The sequence below is a fragment of the Variovorax sp. NFACC27 genome, from assembly GCF_048301545.1.
GTDB classification, from domain to species: Bacteria; Pseudomonadota; Gammaproteobacteria; order Burkholderiales; family Burkholderiaceae_C; genus Variovorax; species Variovorax gossypii.
In genome coordinates, this window is the sequence record NZ_CP157613.1 from 1578930 (window position 1) to 1599900 (window position 20971).

The following is a 20971-nucleotide window of genomic DNA, read 5'->3' on the forward strand; positions in this document are numbered from 1 at the left end:
TCGTGTTTCTTCGGGCGCTCAGGGTGCGCAGCGCTTCTCGGGCTTGACGCCGGTGTCCGGTGGCGGCGTCGTGGTGGGTGGTGTGACCGTGCCGGGCAGGCCGGCAAAACCGCCGCCGCCACCGCTTCCGCCGCAGGCGGAAAGTGCGCAGGCAACGAAGAGCAGCGCGCAGGCGTGACGCGCGCGCGAGATGACGAGTCGCATGGGGAGATCCTCTCTCGGTGTTGTGCCGCAGAGGCTAGAAAGGCTCAATGACGTCGGGATGAATTCCGCGATGTCAGGGATGTAAGCGCGCGTTGCACGCGCTCGTGCGCCGCCTCAGGACTCGTTGCTGATCCCGCTGCTCACATGCCCCGCAGGCACGTGCCGCGAGGCCGCATCCACATGCCCCGTCTGGTCGTCGAAGAAGAAGTCGGGCTCGAACTCGCGCAGGAACTCGCCCTTGGGCAGGCCGCCGAGGAACATGGCCTCGTCGACGCGGATGTTCCACTTCATCAGCGTGCGGATGGCGCGCTCGTGCGCCGGCGCGCTGCGTGCGGTCACCAGCGCGGTGCGGATGCGCATCTGCGCGTTGCCGGCCATCTGCAGGCGGTGCAGCGCCATCAGCAGCGGCTTGAACGGGCCTTCGGGCAGGGGCAGGTCGGCCTTGCTGAGTTCGTGCGCCTGGAAGGCGTCGAGGCCATCTTTCTGGTACACGCGCTCGGCCTCGTCGGAGAACAGCACCGCGTCGCCGTCGAAGGCGATGCGCACTTCGTTCGGCCATGCGTCGCTGGCCTTCACCGATTCGACCAGCACGCGAGCCGCCGGAAAGCCGGCGTTGAGCGCCTCGCGCACGTCCTGCGCGTTGACCGACAGGAACAGGTGCGCGCGCAGCGGACGCAGGTAGCCGAAGGGCGGGCGGCCCTGGGTGAAAACGCCGCGCTGAAGCCGGATGTCGGCAGCCGCGCTCGACTTGAAGATGCGCATGCCCGAGACCGGGTCGTTGCGCGAGAGGATCACCACCTCCACGCGCTGCACGCCGTCGTCGTTGAAGCGCAGCAGCTTGCGGATCAGCGAATAGGCGATGCCGGGCGCGGCCGGCACGTCGATGCGGTCGAGCTGCAGCTTCATGTAGCCCTCGTTGTCGCCGGCCTCGAAGACCTTGTTTTCTTCTTCGAGGTTGAACAGGGCGCGCGAGGAGATCGCGACCACGAGCTTGTCTTCGAGGGTTACGGGCATGTTGCGTGCGTCCTGCTCTGCGGGCCGACCGTCGTCACTTGACGAACTGGTTCAGCTGGATGATAGGCAGCATCACGGCCAGCACGATCAGCATCACCACGCCGCCCATCGCCACGATCAGGAGCGGCTCGAGGATGGTGGCGAGGTGCATCGCGCGGCGCTGCACTTCGGCGCCGAGCTGGTTGGCGGCGCGCTGCAGCATCAGCGGCAGCGTGCCGGTCTGCTCGCCGAGCCGGGCGAACATCGACACCAGCCCGGGAAAGCGTTTCTTCTGCGCCAGCGCCGAAGCCAGCGGCGCACCCTCGCGCACCAGCACCAGCGCGTCGAGCGCGTCGGCGCGCATCGCGCGGTTGCCCAGCGTCTCGGAAGCAGCCTGCAGCGCGCGCAGGATCGGCACGCCGGCCGTGGCCAGCATGGCGAGCGTGCTCGCGAAGCGCGCCGCGTTGTAGCCGCGCGAGAGCTTGCCCACCAGCGGCAGCTTGAGCCAGGCCGCGTCGAACTTCAGGCGCAGCGCTTCCTGCGCCAGCGCGAGCCGCGTGCCGATGGCGGCGAGCACCACGCCGGCCAGCATCCACCAGCCGTAGTTGCGCACGCCGGCGCTCAGCGAAAGCATCACGGTGGTGAGAAAGGGCAGCGAGCGCTTGGTGCCCGCGAACACCTGCGCCACCTGCGGCACCACGTAGCTCACGAGGAAAATCACGATCACGATCGCAACCAGCGTGACGATGGCCGGGTACAGCGCCGCACCGATCAGCTTCTGCTGCAGCGCCTGCCGTTCCTCGAGGTCGTCGGCGAGGCGGTCGAGCACGAGGCCCAGGTTGCCGCTCTGCTCGCCGGCGCCGATCACGGCGGTATAGATGGGCGAGAACTCGCGCGGATGCGCCGACAGCGCACGCGCGAACGGCGAGCCCGCGTTGACTTCGGCGCGCAGCGAGGCGACGAGGTTGCGCTGCTGCTCGGATTCGGCCTCGTCGGTGAGGGCGGTGAGAGCACGTTCCAGCGGCAGGCCCGAAGAGACGAGGCCTGCGAGCTGCCGCGTCCACACCGCGAGGCCGGTCGAGTTGAAGACGCGCTTGCCGCCGCCGAGCCATCGTCCGAGGCCGCTGCGCTGGCCTGCACCGCCGGCATGCTCGCTGCCCACCGGCTTGACCGACAGCGGAATGAGCGCCTGCGCCCGCAGCAGGCTGCGCGCACTGCGGGCGGTGTCGGCTTCCAGCACGCCTTCGCGCGACTGGCCGCTGGCGTCGATGGCTTCGAATGCGTAGGCGGGCATCTCTTTTTTTCTTGCTCGCTACTCGCGGGTGACGCGCAGCAGCTCGGCGCGCGAGGTGATGCCGGCCTGCACCAGTCGCTCGCCGTCCTCGCGCATGGAGCGCAGGCCGCCGCGTTCGCCGGCCTCGAAGAGCTGGCTTTCCGCAGCCTTGCCGTGGATGAGCGCCTGCACTTCGTCGTCCGCCACCAGCAGTTCGAAGATGCCGGTGCGGCCCTGGTAGCCGGTCTGGCCGCAGGCTTCGCAGCCCGCGCCGCCGCACGAGGTGCAGACCTTGCGCACGAGGCGCTGGGCGAGCACGCCCAGCAGCGACGAGCTCAGCAGGAAGGGCTCGACGCCCATGTCGGTGAGACGCGTGACGGCGCTGACGGAGTCGTTCGTGTGCAGCGTGGCCAGCACCAGGTGGCCGGTCAGCGAGGCCTGGATGGCGATCTGCGCGGTTTCGAAGTCGCGGATTTCGCCGATCATGATCACGTCCGGGTCCTGCCGCAGGATGGCGCGCAGGGCCTTGGCGAAGGTGAGCTCGATCTTCGCGTTGATCTGCGTCTGGCCCACGCCCGGCAGCTCGTACTCGATGGGGTCTTCCACCGTCATGATGTTGCTGCGGCTTGCGTCGAGCCGGGCCAGCGCGGCGTACAGCGTGGTGGTCTTGCCCGAGCCGGTCGGGCCGGTCACGAGGATGATGCCGTGCGGCTGCGCGATGAGCTTCTCGAAGCGCTCCAGCGTGTCGCCCTGCATGCCCACCGATTCGAGCGTGAGCTTCGATTCGCTCTTGTCCAGCAGGCGCAGCACGGCGCGTTCGCCGTGCGCGCTCGGCAGCGTCGACACCCGCACGTCGACCGCGCGAGTGCCGATGCGCAGCGAGATGCGCCCGTCCTGCGGCAGCCGCTTCTCGGAGATGTCGAGGTCGGCCATGATCTTCAGGCGCGAAATCAGCGCCGCGTGCAGCGCGCGGTTGGGCTGCACCACCTCGCGCAGCGTGCCGTCGATGCGAAAGCGCACGGACGAAGTGCGCTCGTAGGGCTCGATGTGGATGTCGCTCGCGCCGTCGCGCGCGGCCTGCGTGAGCAGCGCGTTCAGCATGCGGATGATGGGCGCGTCGCCCGCGCTTTCCAGCAGGTCTTCGACCGCCGGCAGCTCCTGCATCATGCGCGAGAGGTCGGCGTCGCTCTGCACCTCGCTCACCACCGCGGCGGCACTCGACTCGCCCTGCGCGTAGGCCGCGCTGATGCGCTGCGCCAGCGGGCCGTCGGCCAGCACCTCGAAGGCCTGCACGCCATATTTGCGCGAGACCTCGCCGACCGCGCTGCGCGCCGGGTTGGGCGACATCCACAACGTGTAGCGGCCGTCGTCGGTCTCCTCGAGCAACAGCTGCTGGCTGCGTGCGAAGGCGTAGGGCAGGGGATAGCGCATGGACATCAGGTCAGTATCAAGGCATTTCCCGCGAGCTCACCGGGTCGGCGGTGGGGGGCAGGGCGCCGCGCAGCGGGCTCGGCGCCAGCTTGCGGGTGTCCGCCGCGGGCTGCGATGGCGGGATCAGCTGGGTGCCTTCGAGGCGCGAGCCGCCGCGCGAGACGGTCGCGGCCGACGAGGTCGACGAATTCGACGACGTGGGGGCCGTCGTGCGTGCCGGAGGCGCCAGCTCGGGCAGGATGTTCGAGCCGTCCACGCCGCGCAGCATCACGTTCGAGGTGTCGGGCTGCGAGCGCTGCTGCATGCCGCGGATCTCGTCGTAGCGGTCGTACGAGAAGGCCTCGGTGGCAGCGGCATCGCGCATCACCGCGGGGCGCAGGAACATCATGAGGTTGATCTTCTCGCGCGTGCGGGCCTGGCTCTTGAACAGGTTGCCGAGCACGGGAATGTCGCCTGCGAGCGGCACCTTCTCGATCGTGTTGCCGTAGGTGTCCGACAGCAGGCCCCCGAGCATGACGAGGCCGCCGTCTTCCACCAGCACGCTCGATTCGATCGAGCGCTTGTTGGTGGTGGGGCCGTTCTGGTTGTTGGCAGTGTTCTGGTCGACCGTGGACGTCTCCTGGAAGATCGTCAGCTTCACGGTGCCGTTCTCGTTGATGGTCGGGCGCACGCGCAGCGTGAGGCCGACGTCCTTGCGCTCGACGGTGGTGAACGGGTTGACGCCGACCGAGCCCGAGGTGCTGGCGTACTGGCCGGTGACGAAGGGCACGTTCTGGCCGATCACGATCTTGGCCTCTTCGTTGTCCAGCGTCAGCAGGTTGGGCTTGGACAGCACGTTGGCGTCCTTGTCGCTGTCGAAGAAGCTGGCGATCGCACCCAGGATGTACTGGCCGCCGACCTTGCCGGCGATGCCGAGGTTCATGCCGGGCGTGATCGCGCCGGCCAGGCCGGAGGCGTTGCGCGTGGCCAGTGCCTGGGTCAGCGTCAGCAGGTTGGCGCCGGCCACCGAGGAGTTGGTGCCGAGCACAGCGTTGTTGCCCAGCGCGCTCTGCCACTGCACGCCGAACTTCGCGGCGGCCGTGTCGCTCACCTCGACGATCAGCGCCTCGATCATGACCTGCGCGCGGCGGCCGTCGAGCCTGTCGATCACCGCGCGCATCTGGCGGTACTGCGGTTCGGGCGCGGTGATGATCAGCGAGTTGGTCGACGGGTCGGCCTGGATCTGGCCGCCGGTGGAAGGCTGGTTGGCGTTGTTGAGCGGTGCGCTGGCGGCGGCCGAGGCCCCGGACTGGCTGCCGCTGTTCAGGTTCACCTGCATCGCCTGCGGCGCGCTCTGCTGCGGCGCCGCGCTGCCGGTGGCGCCAGGCGTGCCCGGCGTGGTGCTCACCTGGTTCGCCGCCATCGCGGCGCGCAGCGTGGCCGCCAGGCGCACTGCGTCGGCGTTCTTCAGGTACACCACGTAGATGTTGCCGGCCGCGCCGTTGCTGCTTTCGGCGGCGGGGCGGTCGAGCTTGTCGACCAGCGTGCGCACCAGCGCCACGCGCGCCGGGTTGGCCGCGCGCAGGATCAGCGAGTTGCTGCGCGGGTCGGCCATCAGGGTGGTGCGGAACGACGCATCGGCCGCGCCCGGGGCCGCCGCCGCGCCGGGCGCGCCGGAGCCGCCGCCGTCGACCAGCCGCTGCACCAGCGGCACCATGTCGGTGGCGACCGAGTGCTTGAGCTGGATGACCTCGATGTCGGAGGCGTTCGGCACGTCGAGCGACGCGATGATGCGCGCCAGCCGGCGCATGTTGTCCGCGTAGTCGGTGATCACGAGCGAGTTGTTGCCCGGGTTCACGTTGATGGTGTTGTTCGGCGGGATCAGCGGGCGAAGCACCGGCAGCAGGTTGTTCGGCGACTCGTAGTTGAGGCGGAAGATCTGCGTGACGATCTGGTTGCTGCCGCTGGACGCCGTGGCGCTGATGGAGGTGTTGACGGTGCTGCTCTGCAGCTTGGCGTCGGCCTCGGGCACCACCTTGTAGAGACCGTCGGCCTCCACCACCGCGAAGCCCTGCAGGCGCAGCGCCGAAGCGAACTGGTTGAAGGCGGCCGCCGGCTGGATGGCGCGGTCGGTGACCAGGTTCATCGTGCCCTTCACGCGCGGGTCGACCACCACGTCGCGGCCGGTGACCACAGCCATGGTGCGGGCGACGGCCTCGATGTCGGCGTTGGAGAAGTTCAGCGTGATCGGCTCGCCGCGGCGCGGCGCGTCGCCGGTCTGCGCGAACGCGAGCGGCGCGCCCTGCAGGAACGTGGCGGCGATCAGCACGCGCACGGCGAGTGCGACGGTGCCGGTCGAAAACAGTGGCTTCATCATGAGGATCAACCCAGGGTGATGATCGAACGCGCGTTGTCGCGCCGCCCGATGATGTTCAACAAATTGGAAAGAGCGTCTTCGCGGCCGGGCGCGGCACTGGCTTCGCCGTTGAAACGGAAGGAGGTGCCGTTCCAGCTGCCGCTGCCGTTCAGTTCGAGGCTGCCCTCGCGCGTGCTCAGCAGCAGCGTGGGGCGGCTGCCGCCTTCGAGCGTGAGCCGGTAGCTGCCCATCGGCCGCAGGGTCGACAGGCTGGAGGAAACATCGGTGGCGTCGAGCGTGGCCTGGCCGGCGATGCGCAGCGCCGGGCCGTCCCACTGCATCGAGAAGGCCTTGGTTGTGAGGTCGAGCGCGCCTTCGAGCTTGAGCGTGTTCCACGGCGCGCCCAGGCCCGTGAGCAGGGTGGCGGGCCAGCGCGAGCGGCTGTCCTGCCAGGCGAGCTGCATGCCGCCCGCGCGCGGGCTTGCCTTGAGTTCGAGCGGCTGCGCGGCGCAGCACTGCAGGTCGAGGCTGGCGGAGATGCCGCCGAAGCCGGGGCGCATGCGCCAGTGCACCAGGCCGGGCAGCGACACCGCCTGCGTGCCGCCCGCGCCGCTGGCGAGGACCACCGCGGCCGTGCCGTTCCAGACGGTGCCGCGCGGGTTGGCCAGCACCAGGCGGCCCTGGCTCCAGCTCGACAGCGCCGCCGACAGCCAGCGCGCCGGCGCGAACAGCACCACCGCCAGCAGCAGGCCGATGGCGGCGCCGAGCAGCGCCCAGCGCCAGCCGCGGCGCGGTCGGGCTTCGGGGATGGGGGTGCGGCTCAGCATGCGGGGCGCTTGTTGCTGCTCATCGCGCCGCGGGCAGCGCCATGACGACGGTGCCGTCCCAGCGGACGGGCGGCGTCTTCGGTGCGTCCTTGGCTGCGGGCGACGATGGCGGCGTCGATGCCGACGTCGAGGCCGGTGCGCGGGTCAGGTGGACTTCGCGCGGCACCGCGTGCGCATTGCCGCGGGCCTGGCCGAGCCATTGCGCGACGGTGGAGGCGGGTGCCCCGCGCAGCGAGACCGTGGCGGCGCCGTCGCCACCGGATGCCATGAGTTGCGCATTGCTTGTGCCCAGGCCTTCGCGAACCGAGGTCTCGAGCGCGCGCAGCGCATCGTCGCGGTTCAGGCGGGGCTGCGACTGCAGCGCCTTCGCGCGGGCCTGCAGGGTGGCCATCTGCTGCAGCTGCGCGTCGAGCCGCGCATGCTCGGCAGGCGCCGCCGACAGCGTGCGCAGCGCGGGAGCGAGCGCGATCCACCACAGCAGCGCCAGTGCCACGAGCGCGGCGGCGGCGTAGACCATGCGGCGCTCGCGCGCTTCCAGGGTGGCCCAGCGGGCCTTGAGCTGTTCGCTGAAGTTCATCGGTTGGCCTCGGCCTGTACCAGCAGGAGGTCGCCCTCGGTGCGCACGTTGTAGCCGCGCGGCGCCATCGCGCCGGTGATCTGCGAGACCTCCGACGGCTGCAGCCCGAGCCCGCGCAGGCGCAGCTGGCCTGCGTTGTAGTCGACGGCGCTCGGCACCTTGCCGGGAGGAAGGACTGCGGCGAGCGCGCCGACCATGGGTTCGAAGTCGCTGTTCGCCACGTCGCCCACGGCCTGCTGCAGCGAGGCGACCTCGCGCTGCATCTGCAGTGGCGCGTCGACCACGACCCTCACCGAGGGGAAGGTCGCCGTCAGCATCGCCTTGGCGGCCTGGCGCTTCGATTCGAGCGCGTTGCGTTCCTTCCAGGCCCAGGCGTTGAGGCCGATGAGCTGGGTGAGCAGCAGCGCGACCACGCCCCAGCGCGCTGCGCGCCACTCGGGCGCGTAGCGCAGCGTCTGCACCACCGACGCGAATTTCTTGCCGGCACGCGCGCGACCGGTCACCGCAAGATCGAACTGGGCGAGCTCCCAGGGGGTGCGCGCGGCCTGCAGCCAGCGCTGCGGCGACTGCACGATGGGCACGCGGCGCTGCAGCAGGTGCTCGGCGGCCTCGGCGACGGCGGGTTCGGTGGTGATCACCGCGGTGTCAAGCGGAAGGCCGTCCGACAGCGCCACGCCCGCGCCGGCCAGCGGCAGCGAGACCACGCCGTCGGCGTCGCAGACCGTGAGCCGCGGTGCCTCGGGCTCGCCGGTGACCAGCAGCATCGGCGGACCGTCGGCCGGCTGCGGCGCGAATTCGGGGACGATGCGCACCACGCGACGGCCGGCGGCCTCGAGCCCCTGCACCAAGCTGCGCAGCCAGATGCGGTTGCAGGCCGCGACCCACACGGGTGCGCCGGCCTTGGCATCGGGCTCGAGCGCGAAGTGCAGGGCTTCGGGTTCGTCGAGCAGGTGTTCCTCCAGCAGGCCGTCGAGCACTGCACGCAGCTTCGACGCACTGCCCATGCTGCCCTTGGGCAGCGTCACTCGGTGCCACGAGAGAGCCGCGGAAGGAATGCCGAGCATGACCTCCGCGCTCGAGGGCAGCAGCGCCAGCAACGCACGGCCCTGGTTGCGCAATGCAATGCCGTCGTCGCCTGCCTGGGCCCAGTCGTACTCGCCCGCGGCATCGGCCGGAGGGAGGGGAGCAATGAGCAGCAGGGGAGTCATGTGGATCTTGGAAAAGCCGGTGATTGTAGGTGCGCGTCTGACATGGTGGCGCTCTGTTTTTCATAGCGTATCACGCTGATGTGACGCGCTCTGGAAGGCTTTTTGGCTACAAATAATGCATCGAAATCAGGGTTTGACCGGAGTGTTCGTTGCGCCGGCGCCGCGTGTGCGCCAGATCGTCGTCACCGTGACACCGCTTCGCTGTAGCAACGAGCGTTCCTCCACGTAGGTGCGATCGAGCCGCAGCTTGCCGTAGACCTCGAAGAACTGGGTGCCCACGCCGTGCTGGGCCGCGTTGAATGGGGCGGTGCCGCTGGGCAGCGCGGCATTGGCGGCGGCGATGTCCTTGAAGAAGGTGCGCGAGCGGCGGTCCACCAGCTGGCGCGCGCTCGCGATGTTGAGCGACTCCATGCTCGCGCTGATGGCCTCGGCGCTCGCGGTGTTGAGGTTGAGCGTGGTCTTCACCGGCAGGATCGTCACGTACGGCTCGAGCGCCGAGGCGGTGGAAGGTGAGAGGCCCAGCCACACCAGTTGCGAAACCTGCTGCGGCAGCAGCGGCGCGGCACCGGAATCGCCCCCATCGCCACCGCTGCCGCTGCCATCGGTCGAGGTGCCCGTGGCAAGGGCCGCCGCGAGGCGCGTGGTCATCAGGCTGAGTTCCGACACGGGCAGGCCCAGCAGGTTGAACAGCCGGGTGAAGGTGGCAACGCCCGCGGGCGACGGCTTGCCGTTGTCGACCAGCGCGAGCACGTTGAGCTTGGACTGCGCATCGACGATGCGGCCCGAGAGGAAGGCGTCGGGCAGTCCTTCGAGGTTGTCGCTGGCCACGTTCTTCTCGGCCGAGAGAAAGCTGTTGAGCCGCGCTTCCTCCAGCGGAACGGCCCAGGGCTCGCCCAGGTGGTCGGGGCCGCCGGCGCGGCCGTCCTCGCCGAGGATGAGGCGCGACCAGTCGAGCGCGCCGATCAGCACCCAGGCGGCCTGCACGCGTGCCCGCTCGGCGCCTTCGACCTCGGCCGAGCGCCACTGCTGCCACAACGCCGCGGCGGCGAAGGTGGCCACGAGCATCACGGTCAGCATCGCGGCGAGCAGGGCGGCGCCCGACTGGCGCCCTCCTTGCTGCTGCTTCTTGCTGTGCGCTGTCATGACGTCTTCGGCGCCCCCACGGTCGGCTTGACCCAGTCGCGCGTGAGCGTGCCCGAGAGGCCATCGCCCGGCGGCAGCGTGATGACGAGGCGCACGCCGTCGGGCATGGCGACGATGGGGCCCGAGGGGTTGTTGGGGTTGGGCTGGGTAGTGGGCAGCTGGCTGGCCGGCACCCAGCTGTTGTCGCGGAAGAAGAAGATCTGCCAGCTGTTGGCCGGCACCAGAGCCACGTCGCTGTAGCCGCCGTTCGAGCCCACGCCGCCGTCCTGCGCCCAGGCGGCCGCGAGGTTCCAGGCCTGCTGCCATTCGCCGCGCGTGGTGAACGGCAGCGATTGCCAGCGCCGCCAGCGCACGCCGTCGGGGCCGGACTTCAGCGTCCATGCCACCACCTGCACCGAAGGCGCCGTGTCGTCGCTGCCGCGGCGCGTGAGCCGCAGCACCCGGCCGTCCCAGTCGACGGGGCGGGTCTGCGCGAGCGTGGTCACTGCGTCGAGGTCGGCGCCCCATTGCGCGAGCGTGGCCTGCAGAGTGAGCACTGCATCGGCTCGCTGCTGGTTGTGCGTGGTGGCGCGCGACATGCTCTCGAGCCCGCGCCAGCTCACGAGCGAGAGCAGCGCCATCACCGCGATGGCGACGAGCAGCTCGATCAGCGTGAAGCCGCGTGCGGCGCGAACGCCAGCGTGTTGCCGCATCGATCAGTACCTCCCCACCACGGTGGAGATGCGCAGGATCGGCCAGTCGGCCTCGTCGCGCACCTGCACGTCGACGCGCCGGAAGTTCGGGTTGAGCGTCGGGATGGTCGAGGTGGTCACGTTGAACGAGACGCCGGCCTGCAGGCAGATGGACCCGGAGTCGCCCACCGCCGGCATCTGCCTCGAGAGGCGGGCCTTGGCGAGCTCGTTCTCGGCGCACAGGTCGGCCAGCACGAGGTCGGACTGGCGCTGCGCGTTGCGCGTGAGCGACATGGTGGCCTGGGAGCCCGCGGCCAGCGCGATCGCGACGATGCCGAGCGCGATCAGCACTTCGATCAGCGTGAAGCCGCCGATGCGCGAGGGCGAAGCAGGAGGGCGTCGTCGTGCGCTCATGTCACTGGACCGCCGAGACGGTGAAGGGACGCACCCCATCGGTCGAGACGCGCAGCGCCCGCGCGGGCGGTCCGGCGGAATGGAGCATGACCTGCTGCGCCGCGATGATGGGGTCGGGCCCGAGCTGCAGCGCGGGAACCAGCGTGCCGTTGGCGAGCGAGGCCTGCGCGGTGATGCCCTCGGCGGCCCAGCCATCGGGCAGCGAGCCGGGCAGGAGGCCGTCGAACCTGAAGCTGCCCTCGACCGGCCGCCACCTCACCACGATGCCGCTGGCGCGCGACTGGGCGCGGGCTGATTCGAGCAGGGCCGCGAGGCGGTCGGCCTCGCGGTCGAGGTTGGCGGCGCTGGTGTCGCGTATGGCGAAGCTCACGGCGGCGGTGGCGATCGCGATGATTGCGATCACCACGATCAGCTCCAGCAGCGTGAAGCCGCCGGCCCGGTGGTGGCGCTGGGAGCGTGGCTGCGGGTTGTCGGGCGGCGAGCCCTTGCCGCTATTGCCAGCTGCCGATGTCGGCATTCTTGCCCTCGCCGCCGCTCTGGCCGTCGGCGCCGAACGAGAACACGTCGATCTCGCCCTTGATGCCAGGGTTCATGTACTGGTACGGATGGCCCCAGGGGTCGTTGGGCAGCTTCTCGACGTAGGCCTTCCAGTTGGGCGCGGCCGGGCCGGCGGTGGGGCGCGTGAGCAGCGCCTGCAGGCCCTGCTCGGCGGTGGGGTAGCGCTGGTTGTCCAGGCGGTAGAGCTTGAGCGCCTGCATCAGGTTGTTGATGTCGGTCCGGGCTGCCGTCACGCGGGCGTCGTCGGCGCGCTCGATCACGTTCGGCACGATGAGCGCCGCCAGCACGCCGATGATGACCAGCACCACCATCAGTTCGATCAGCGTGAAGCCGCGTTGGGCGGTACGGGTAGCGGCACGGAGGAATTTGTTCATAGCTTGTGCGGACATGATTCGGAAGGCGCGCTGCATGATAATCCGCGGCCATGACAAGTCCTTACTCCGCAGCCCGCTGGCATGCCCCACTTGCAACGACGGGGCTTTGGGCGCTGGCGGCCGGTGCCGCGGTGTTCTGGGCGCTTCGCCTGGCCTCGCCGACCGACGTGGTCGCGGCGGCTGCGACGATGCCCCGGCCTTCGGTGGCGGCGGACTCGGACTCGGTGGCGCGGCTGCTGGGCGTGCTGCCCGCCTCCCGCACGGCACCCGTCGCCCCGGAGGCGGCCAGCCGCTTCGCGCTGTCGGGCGTGGTGGCGGACCCTTCGAAGCAGGGTGCCGCACTGATTTCCATCGATGGCAAGCCGCCGCGGCCTTTCCGTGTCGGCTCGACGATCGGCGAGAGCTATGTGCTGCAGTCGGTGGGCCTGCGCTCCGCGACGATCGGCATGCAGGTCGACGGGCCGGCGGCTTTCACGCTGCAGCTGCCGGTGCGCGCGCCGATCAGCGTTTCGAGCCCGGCGATGCCGATGACCGCTCCGGCCGGGCCCTTGCCGGCGACGATGCCGGCCGTGGCTGCTCCGCCGCAAATGCCTCCGCAGCAGATGCAGCCACCGCAGTCCGGTAGCCTGTTGCAGCAATCGACGGCGACGGAGCCTCCGCCGCAACAAGCTGTCGCCCAGTAGGCAGCAGTCTCCCGATGAAGGATGGAAGCCGGCCTTGCGCCGGCTTCTGCTTTTTCAGGCCTGCAGGAAGAGCCGGTACGCCGGGTTGGCGGTCTCCTCCACGTAGGGATAGCCCAGCGTCTTGAGGAAGGCGTCGAACTCGGCGGATTCGGCGGCCGGTACCTGCAGGCCGACGAGGATGCGGCCGTAGTCGGCGCCCTGGTTGCGGTAGTGGAACAGGCTGATGTTCCAGCTCGGCTGCATCAGGCTCAGGAACTTGAGCAGCGCGCCCGGCCGCTCGGGGAACACGAAGCGCAGCAGGCGTTCGTCGTGCGCGAGGCCGGTGCGGCCGCCCACGAGGTGGCGCAGATGCTCCTTCGCGAGTTCATCGTGCGTGAGGTCGAGCGCATCGAACCCGTGCTCGTTGAAAGTCCGCGCTATGACGGCCGATTCGCCGCGCGTCGAGGTCGTGAGGCCGACGAACACATGGGCCTTCGCCGCATCGCTGATGCGGTAGTTGAACTCGGTCACGTTGCGCAGTGCGCCGCCGCCGGTGCCTGGAGCTTCCGAATCGCTCGCGGGCATCTCGCCGATCAGTTCGCAGAAGCGGCGAAAGCTGCCGCGCTCTTCAGGGATGGTGACGGCGAACAGCGCCTCGCGCTCCTCGCCGACCTCGGCGCGTTCGGCGACAAAACGCAGCCGGTCGAAGTTCATGTTCGCGCCGCACAGGATCGCCGCGTAGGTCTCGCCATGACGGCCGTGCTGGGCGACGTATTCCTTGATGGCAGCAACCGCCAGCGCACCGGCGGGTTCGACGATGCTGCGCGTGTCCACGAAGATGTCCTTGATGGCGGCGCAAACGGCGTCGGTGTCGACGGCGATGTAGTCGTCGACCAGGTCGCTCGCGATGCGGAAGGTTTCCTCGCCGACGAGCTTGACTGCAGTGCCGTCCGAGAACAGGCCGACGTCGGGGAGGTTCACGCGCTGATGCGCCGCGACCGATTGCATCATCGCGTCGGAGTCGTTCATCTGCACGCCGATCACCTTGACCTCGGGGCGCACGGCCTTGATGTAGTTGGCGACGCCGGAGATCAGGCCGCCTCCGCCGATCGCGACGAACACCGCGTCGAGCGGGCCTTGATGCTGTCGAAGGATTTCCATGGCGATGGTGCCTTGGCCAGCGATGACATCGGGATCGTCGAAAGGATGAACGAAGGTCAGGTTCTGCTTCGTCTGCAATTCGAGCGCGTGCAGATAGGCATCCGAATAGCTGTCGCCATGCAGCACGATTTCTCCGCCGAAACCACGCACCGCATCGATTTTCAGTTTGGGTGTTGTCACCGGCATCACGATCACGGCGCGCGTACCCAGCTTGCGTGCGCCCAATGCAACGCCTTGCGCGTGATTGCCTGCAGACGCGCAAATCACGCCGCTCGCCAATTGCGCGGGACTCAAATGCGCCATCTTGTTATAGGCACCGCGAAGCTTGAAGCTGAAGACCGGTTGCTGGTCTTCGCGCTTCAATAGAACGGTGCTGCCGAGCCGTTCGCTAAGGGCGCGTGCCTTCTCGAGTGCGGACTCGACAGCAACGTCGTAGACCCGGGCGTTAAGTATTTTTCTGAGATAGTCGGCGGGCGTCAGCGCTGTTTTAAGAGGTGCGTTTTGCACGATTTTTTCCAAGGGAGTTTTCATTTGCTAACTGCCGATGATAAGAGGCATCGAGATTGCATGCGAGATATGACATGGACACAAATGTCATAAACCTCTTCAACAAAGCCCCAGCTGCAAATGATTCGGGATTTTTTGGACGCAGCTATCCCGCGATTCATCCGACCGCCGATCAAATTACAAATGAGCAGAATCTGTTATCAATTTCTGTCAGGGACCTTTCGAAGAGGCTGATGCAAGCGGAGGCCGCGCGCGTTCAGCGAAAGGAAATTGGGCGTGCCACATGGCAGGTGATGGGCAACAGATTGCGCGCGCACATCGTTCCGTTGCTGGGCGATGTGCCGGCGCAGTCGTTTGCAACGGCCGATGCGCAACGCTTGATTGATCACCTCGGCGAGCAGGGCTTCACGAGCACGACGATTGCCCAGTACCTGGTGCTGTTGCGCAAGGTCGTGATGCATGGCGTGCACATCGGTGTGCTTCGCGATGCGCCTGCGTTTCCGAAGGTCAAGGTACGTAGCCAGCCGCGCGGCAGCTTCAGCGTTGCGGAGTACCGCTCTATCATCAGGACCGCGCGCAGCTTGCGCGGACACTCGCATCCGGTGCTCGATCAACTCGGAGCGGGCGAGCGTTTCTGGATTGCGCGCGAGCTGCTCGTGATGCCGGACGAACTGCCCTGGCTTGTCCGATGGATGGTCAACACTTTCGTGCGTCCGAGCGACATCAAGTTCATGAAGCACAAACACATCGAGGTCGTGCGCGGCAAGCATGTCTATCTGCGGATGAACCTGCCAGAGACCAAGAGACACAGTCAGCCCATCGTGAGCCTGTGCCCAGCTGTACGGGTCTATGAATGTCTGCTCGCCTATCGTGAAGAGCACGGATACGGTGGAGCGGAAGACTATGTCTTCATGCCGCAGTTGAAGAACCGCGAACACGCGCTCGCGGTGCTCAACTTCTTCTTTCACTGGGTGCTCGAGAAGGCAGGGCTCGAAAAGGGACCACTGGGTCAATCGAGGACGCTGTACTGCCTGCGCCATACCGCGATCACGCTGCGGCTTTTGTACGGGCAAGGTATCGACATGTTGACCTTGGCACGCAATGCGCGCACGAGCGTCAACATGGTCGAGCGTTTCTACGCATCGGTGTTGAGCGGAGAAATGAATGTGGGGTTGCTGCAGAGCCGGCGCAGCCGGGCGAGCTGAAGGGCAGAAAGAGAAAAAAGCCGCCCGGCATTGGCCGGGCGACTTGAGGCTTTGTTGCCGCGTCGAACTGGCGAGAGCCAGCATCGGGGTCAAACAGAAAGCGTGAAAGGCACGACGATCAGAAGGCGTGGCGAATGCCGAAGTCGTAGCCCGTCGAGGTCTTCGGCGTGAACACGCCTTCCGAGGCCTTGTAGAAACCCGGGCCGCCTACCGTCAGCGCTGCACCGTTCTTGTTGCTGACGCGAGCGATCGTTGCGTACAGAGCCGTACGCTTCGACAGGTTGTGCACGTAGCCCAGGGCCAGCTTGTTGGCTCTCGGATCCGCTGCTCGCGGCGTGAAGAGGACGGCGGGTCGGTTGTAGTCGTACTTGACGGCCGAGTAGGAAGCACGAATGAGCCCTGCGCCGACGGGTACGGTGACGCCGAGCAGGTAGCCATTCAGGTCCACGTCAGGGCGAGCTCCGGTGACGGGCGTGACCTCGTAGTCGCGCGAGTTCTTGGCGCGCGACAGTTCACCGAACAGCTTCACAGGACCGAAGTCGTACGAAGCGCCCAGGTTGAAGGTCTTTACCGAGTCGGTGGTGCCTGCGTAGTACTGATCGGCAACCGTGCTGCTGCCGTAAGCCAGTGCAACGTCCAGAGGACCGTTTGCGTAGCCGAAGCGGCCACCGATGTAGCGGCCCGCGCGGCTCTTCGAAGTTGCGCTGTCCTTGGGGGTGAAGCCGCCATTGCTGTACTTGTCGTTCTCGTGGAACGCGTACATCACCTGGCCATAGAAACCACCGAGGTTCGGCGGCAGGAAGTAGCCGATCGAGTTGCTGGCGCGGGCATAGTTCTGGTTACCGCCGAAGCCGCCGGTGTCCTTGGCTCCGTAGGTGTCGGCATTGAAGCCGTTGGCCGTGTTGATCAGGTTGGCGCCGACGCCGTTGGTGCCGAACGGATCGAACACGGTGTCGTTCCAGAACGTCGGGGTGTAATCACGGCCCAGACGGATTTCGCCGAAGCCACCCGACAGGCTCACGGTGGAACGACGTACGAAGCTGGCAACGCCGGTGGCGCCGTCGTCGTTGGTGATGGGGGCTTCGAGCCAGAAGCTGGCTGCCAGGCCACCACCCAGGTCTTCCGTACCACGGAAGCCCAGACGGCTCGAGTTGTAGCCGGAGTTGGCCAGCGCGGTGCGGCGAACCTTTACGCTGCCCTGGTTCGTATAGGTGGGAGCGCCGAAGCTGTTGCGCAGGACGGTAGGCTTCAGGTCGCGCGAGCTGGACGAGTAACCGCTGATCGACGCGTCGACCACACCAAACAGCGTGACGGACGACTGAGCCGAGGCAACACCGGCAACAGCCAGGGCAGCCAGAGCAACTAGAGATTTTTTCATTGCAAGTTTCTCCAAGGTTAAACATAGGGCTCCGGTGCGAAGGGCTCACCGTGACTGGCACTTTTGTGCTCCCACCGGACCCCGGGCCAACCTCCTTTTGGGAAGTTGATGCTATTGCACCAGAGCCGCTGCGGCAGGGCAAAACAAATCGCCCGAAATCTTGGATGGCCCTCGCGTTTCGTTGCACGCCTGCAACAAAGGACTTATGCCCCGCAAAACACCACAATGTGAAAAATCATGGGCTGCGGCGAGGCATTTCGCGTGTGCGTTCAAATAGCCCCATGACGCTCATGATCGACTCAGTTCTGACCGCGGCGGACTCGGCGTTGCGCACGCTTTTTGCCCGTCCCCATGCAACCCGGGCGACTCCTGCCCCCTCCCAGGCAACGGGCGAGTTGAGCGAGGCAGATCGCCGGGAAGCCGGGGCGCTGATGCGAGTGAATCATGTCGGCGAGGTCTGCGCCCAGGCGCTTTACACGGCCCAGGCGGCCGTGGCACGCGATCCGGCACTGCGCGCTCACTTCATGGAGGCGGCACACGAAGAAACAGATCACCTCGCATGGACCCGGCAGCGACTGGATGAGTTGGGCGCCCGCCCGTCGATCCTGAATCCACTCTGGTATGCAGGCGCTTTCGGCCTCGGCCTGGTCGCGGGCCGTCTCGGGGATCCGCTGAGCCTGGGGTTCGTCGCGGAAACCGAGCGCCAGGTGGAGGCCCATCTGGACAGCCATCTCGACCGCCTCCCACCCGGGGACAGTTCATCCAGGGCGGTTGTGGAGCAGATGAAGCTCGACGAAGCCCGCCACGCATCCCAGGCCGTCGACGCCGGCGCGGCGGAACTCCCGGCGCCGGCCAAGGCACTGATGCGAGTGGCGTCCCGCGTGATGACCACGCTGGCGCACCGCATCTAGACCGCCCGGCTCAGGTTTCGATCAGGTCGAAACTGGTGGTGATCTCGGCCGTCTTCGCCAGCATGATGCTGGCGGAGCAGTAGGTTTCGTGGCTCAAGGCAATCGCGCGTTCCACGGCCGAAGTCGGAATCCCCTTGCCCGCCACGGTGAAATGCATGTGGATCTTCGTGAAGACCTTGGGGTCTTTTTCGGCGCGCTCGCTGGTCAGCTTGACGCTGCAGCGCTCGACGCGATGCCGCCCGCGCTTCAGGATGAGCACGACGTCATAGGCGGTGCACCCCCCGGTACCAGCCAGGACTGTCTCCATCGGCCTTGCCGCAAGATTCTGGCCGCCGTTCTCGGGTTTCGCGGCGTCAGGGGCGCCATCCATCATCAGGACGTGGCCGCTACCGGTCTCGGCAACAAAGCCCATGGCCGATCGCGTGCCTGCGTCTCCGGTCCAACTTACTGTGCATTCCATGGTTTTTCGGGCTTCCAGGTGTGGGATGCAGGGCAAAATGCACGCCAGCATCCATTTATGTGTGGGAAAAGCATCACTCGCTTGTTGCAACGCAACAAACAGCCGATATACTTTATTTCATTGCGCAAACGTATGCGCACCCAGTTGTCTCCTCCACCCTTCCAATTGGTGGATTTAGCCCCGAGCTGCAAAGCTCGGGGCTTTTTTCTGCCCGGACCACTCCGACCGCCCCGGAAACCACTCTAGTTTCCGCACCGGAAGGGCAGTTGCTCTGGCTGCCCTGGCTGTTGCCGGTGTTGCCTCGGCTCAGTCGTCCGTCACGCTGTTTGGTGTGGTCGACGCGTCGATCAGCGGCTACTCGAACACCGCGCGCGACAACCGCGCGACCGTTTTCCCCAACGCCTTCGGCATTCCCGTCTACCTGAACCAAGGTTCGGTCAAGACCAGCAGCCGTGGGCTGGCTAACTCGGGTTACAACTCCAGCCGCCTGGGCTTCCGCGGCACGGAAGACCTGGGTGGCGGTCTGGCAGCCAGCTTCTGGCTCGAAGCTCCGATCTCCAATGACGACGGCCAGCAAGGTATCGCGACGTTCGCTCGTCGTTCGACCGTGAGCCTGTCGGGCGGTTTCGGTGAAATCCGCCTGGGCCGCGACTACACCCCGACGTTCTGGAACGACACCGTGTTCGACCCGTTCGGTACCAACGGCGTTGGTACCAACCTGATCTCGACGGCCAACACCCCGTTCGGTAATTTCGGCACCCCCGCAGCTTCGACCGGCGCGTTCACCAACGTCGGCACCAGCAACTACGTTCGCGCCAGCAACTCGATCGGCTACTTCCTGCCATCCAACCTCGGCGGCTTCTATGGCCAGGTTCAGTACGCCTTCGCCGAGAAGACCAAGTACAGCTCGGGCATCTACACGCCTGACGTTGCTAACAGCCAGCGCCAAGGCCGTTACATCGGTGGCCGCTTCGGCTATGCGAACGGCCCTCTGGACGTGGCTGTGTCTTACGGCAGCAGCACGGTTGGCGACAACTACTACGCTGGCACGACCACCAAGGTCAACACCCTGAACCTGGGCGCTTCGTACGACTTCGGTCCTGTGAAGCTGTTCGGCGAACTGTCGCGCGCCAAGAACAAGATCGACTACGAAGTGACCCCGCTGGCTGGCGGCCGTCCCGACATCGATCTGACCGGCTACCTGCTCGGCGTGACCGTGCCGGTCGGCGCTGGCCTGATCCGCGCTTCGTGGTCGCACGTCAAGTACGACACGAACCAGCCGTTCAACCCGTTCGCTGTGAACAACGCCGATCCGAAGGCTAACAAGATCGCCCTGGGCTACGTGCACAACCTGTCCAAGCGCACGGCCCTCTACGCAACGATCGCTCGCGTCAGCAACAAGAACGGTGCTGGCCTGACCGTTGGCGGCCCGTCGTTCTACAACAACACCGCTGGCGCCTTCACCCCGAAGAGCTCCACCGGCTACGACTTCGGTATCCGTCACGCTTTCTAATCTGACGCTGGCGCAAGCCAGCTTCTGGTGAAAAGCTCGAAAGCCACTCGACGAAAGTCGAGTGGCTTTTTTTCGTCCTGCCCCGAGCCGTATCCCCCGGGAAAGCACGATGCGCACCCCCGGGGAACCACCGTGCGGGCACGCACCTTGCACTGCTAGCATGCCCGTTCACTTTGCTTGCTGAATGATTGCCTTTGTACTGCGCCGCCTGATCCAGGCCGTGATCGTGATGATCGCGGTCGCGTTCATCGCCTTCCTCCTTTTCCAATACGTCGGCGATCCCGTCGTGTTCCTTCTTGGCCAGGATGCCAAGCCCGAGCAGATCCGCGAACTGCGCGCCGCATTGGGGCTCGACCAACCCTTCTTCGTGCAGTTCTGGCACTTTCTCGTGAACGCGGCGCAGGGCGAGTTCGGCCTGAGCCTGCGCCAGGGCGCGAAGGTGTCGCGACTGATCGGCGAGCGCTTCCCCGCCACGCTCGAGCTCGCGCTGGTCGCCGCAGTGCTGGCGCTCTTCATCGGTATTCCGATGGGCGTCTACACCGCGCTGCGCCGCGGCACCTTCATGAGCCAGGTGTTCATGACCGTGTCGCTGCTTGGCGTGTCGCTGCCGACCTTCCTGATCGGCATCCTGCTGATCCTCGTCTTCGCCGTCACGCTGGGCTGGTTCCCGAGCTTCGGCCGGGGCGACACGGTGAAGATCGGCTGGTGGACCAGCGGCCTGTTCAGCGCCGACGGCTGGCAGCACATCGTGCTGCCGGCGGTGACGCTGGCGATCTTCCAGCTCACGCTGATCATGCGGCTGGTGCGCGCCGAGATGCTCGAGGTGCTGCGCACCGACTACATCAAGTTCGCGCGTGCACGCGGTCTCTCGAACCGTGCCATCCACTTCGGCCATGCGCTCAAGAACACGCTGGTGCCCGTGATGACCATCACCGGCCTGCAGCTCGGCGGCCTGATTGCCTTCGCCATCATCACCGAGTCGGTGTTCCAGTGGCCCGGCATGGGCCTGCTCTTCATCCAGGCCGTGACCTTCGCCGACATCCCGGTGATGGCCGCCTACCTCTGCCTCATCGCCCTGATCTTCGTGGTGATCAACCTCGTGGTCGACCTGCTGTATTTCGTGGTCGATCCGCGCCTGCGCGTCGGCAAGGCGGGAGGGCACTGAC

The 20971-nt window shown here is 67.0% G+C and carries 21 protein-coding genes; 5 read left to right on the forward strand and 16 right to left on the reverse strand.

The genetic code is table 11. The features are described 5' to 3' along the window. Positions 1–18: 18 nt before the first annotated feature. The 13 genes from ABL840_RS07335 to gspG form a co-directional block, all read right to left on the reverse strand. Positions 19–204: a hypothetical protein gene (locus ABL840_RS07335; RefSeq protein ID WP_093196658.1), complete on the reverse strand. Its 186-nt coding sequence runs from the start codon at positions 202–204 to the stop codon at positions 19–21. A gap of 114 nt (positions 205–318) precedes the next feature. Further along, a complete protein-coding gene (locus tag ABL840_RS07340; protein WP_093196656.1) occupies positions 319–1218 on the reverse strand; it encodes a 5'-nucleotidase in 900 nt (299 codons plus the stop codon). A 34-nt stretch (positions 1219–1252) separates the two neighbouring features. Beyond that, positions 1253–2491: a type II secretion system inner membrane protein GspF gene (gene gspF / locus ABL840_RS07345; protein WP_093196654.1), complete on the reverse strand. Its 1239-nt coding sequence runs from the start codon at positions 2489–2491 to the stop codon at positions 1253–1255. An 18-nt stretch (positions 2492–2509) separates the two neighbouring features. Beyond that, the gene (locus ABL840_RS07350) at positions 2510–3901 is read right to left on the reverse strand and encodes a GspE/PulE family protein (protein WP_093197221.1); all 1392 of its coding nucleotides are present in this window, start codon (positions 3899–3901) and stop codon (positions 2510–2512) included. A 16-nt stretch (positions 3902–3917) separates the two neighbouring features. After that, on the reverse strand, positions 3918–6257 hold the full coding sequence (gene gspD / locus ABL840_RS07355; RefSeq protein WP_093196652.1) for a type II secretion system secretin GspD: 2340 nt from the start codon (positions 6255–6257) through the stop codon (positions 3918–3920). 5 nt (positions 6258–6262) lie between these two features. Further along, a complete protein-coding gene (gene gspN, locus ABL840_RS07360) occupies positions 6263–7063 on the reverse strand; it encodes a type II secretion system protein N (protein WP_093196650.1) in 801 nt (266 codons plus the stop codon). Between the two features lie 19 nt (positions 7064–7082). Further along, complete coding sequence (gspM, locus tag ABL840_RS07365) at positions 7083–7640, reverse strand: type II secretion system protein GspM (RefSeq protein WP_093196648.1); 558 nt, start codon at positions 7638–7640, stop codon at positions 7083–7085. Continuing rightward, entirely contained in the window at positions 7637–8848 is a 1212-nt protein-coding gene (gene gspL, locus ABL840_RS07370) for a type II secretion system protein GspL (RefSeq protein WP_093196646.1), read from the reverse strand. The genes gspM and gspL overlap by 4 nt, the downstream gene beginning before the upstream one ends. Positions 8849–8974: 126 nt before the next feature. Further along, a complete protein-coding gene (gspK, locus tag ABL840_RS07375; protein ID WP_093196644.1) occupies positions 8975–9991 on the reverse strand; it encodes a type II secretion system minor pseudopilin GspK in 1017 nt (338 codons plus the stop codon). Next, positions 9988–10683 carry a PulJ/GspJ family protein gene (locus ABL840_RS07380; RefSeq protein WP_093196642.1) on the reverse strand — a complete coding sequence of 232 codons (696 nt, stop codon included), beginning with the start codon at positions 10681–10683 and terminating at the stop codon, positions 9988–9990. Before ABL840_RS07380 ends, gspK begins: the two co-directional genes overlap by 4 nt. 3 nt (positions 10684–10686) lie before the next feature. Then, positions 10687–11076, reverse strand: coding sequence for a type II secretion system minor pseudopilin GspI (gspI, locus tag ABL840_RS07385; RefSeq protein ID WP_093196640.1), 390 nt, complete (start codon positions 11074–11076; stop codon positions 10687–10689). Between the two features lies 1 nt (position 11077). Continuing rightward, on the reverse strand, positions 11078–11593 hold the full coding sequence (locus ABL840_RS07390; protein ID WP_093196638.1) for a prepilin-type N-terminal cleavage/methylation domain-containing protein: 516 nt from the start codon (positions 11591–11593) through the stop codon (positions 11078–11080). Next, positions 11568–12008, reverse strand: a complete 441-nt coding sequence (gspG, locus tag ABL840_RS07395) for a type II secretion system major pseudopilin GspG (protein ID WP_093196636.1) — start codon at positions 12006–12008, stop codon at positions 11568–11570. Before gspG ends, ABL840_RS07390 begins: the two co-directional genes overlap by 26 nt. Before the next feature lie 50 nt (positions 12009–12058). Between gspG and ABL840_RS07400 the strand changes: the two genes are divergently transcribed. Continuing rightward, a complete protein-coding gene (locus ABL840_RS07400) occupies positions 12059–12691 on the forward strand; it encodes a hypothetical protein (protein WP_093196634.1) in 633 nt (210 codons plus the stop codon). Positions 12692–12745: 54 nt separating this feature from the next. Here the strand turns inward: ABL840_RS07400 and ilvA are convergent, their stop codons facing one another. Then, positions 12746–14362 (reverse strand): threonine ammonia-lyase, biosynthetic, encoded by a 1617-nt coding sequence (ilvA, locus tag ABL840_RS07405; protein WP_093196632.1) that lies wholly within the window; start codon positions 14360–14362, stop codon positions 12746–12748. Between the two features lie 50 nt (positions 14363–14412). On the opposite strand from ilvA, the gene ABL840_RS07410 reads away from it, so the two are divergent. Next, positions 14413–15543, forward strand: a complete 1131-nt coding sequence (locus ABL840_RS07410; RefSeq protein ID WP_093196630.1) for a hypothetical protein — start codon at positions 14413–14415, stop codon at positions 15541–15543. A gap of 118 nt (positions 15544–15661) precedes the next feature. Here ABL840_RS07410 and ABL840_RS07415 read toward each other — a convergent pair whose 3' ends face one another. After that, complete coding sequence (locus ABL840_RS07415) at positions 15662–16921, reverse strand: porin (protein ID WP_418116223.1); 1260 nt, start codon at positions 16919–16921, stop codon at positions 15662–15664. A gap of 281 nt (positions 16922–17202) precedes the next feature. Between ABL840_RS07415 and coq7 the strand changes: the two genes are divergently transcribed. Then, on the forward strand, positions 17203–17832 hold the full coding sequence (gene coq7, locus ABL840_RS07420; protein WP_093196624.1) for a 2-polyprenyl-3-methyl-6-methoxy-1,4-benzoquinone monooxygenase: 630 nt from the start codon (positions 17203–17205) through the stop codon (positions 17830–17832). Between the two features lie 10 nt (positions 17833–17842). On the opposite strand, the gene ABL840_RS07425 is transcribed toward coq7, so the two are convergent. Then, positions 17843–18292 (reverse strand): OsmC family protein, encoded by a 450-nt coding sequence (locus tag ABL840_RS07425; protein ID WP_093196626.1) that lies wholly within the window; start codon positions 18290–18292, stop codon positions 17843–17845. Positions 18293–18563: 271 nt separating this feature from the next. On the opposite strand from ABL840_RS07425, the gene ABL840_RS07430 reads away from it, so the two are divergent. Next, a complete protein-coding gene (locus ABL840_RS07430) occupies positions 18564–19805 on the forward strand; it encodes a porin (RefSeq protein ID WP_418116350.1) in 1242 nt (413 codons plus the stop codon). Between the two features lie 184 nt (positions 19806–19989). Continuing rightward, positions 19990–20970, forward strand: a complete 981-nt coding sequence (locus tag ABL840_RS07435; protein WP_093196620.1) for an ABC transporter permease — start codon at positions 19990–19992, stop codon at positions 20968–20970. The last annotated feature ends 1 nt before the right edge of the window (position 20971 follow it).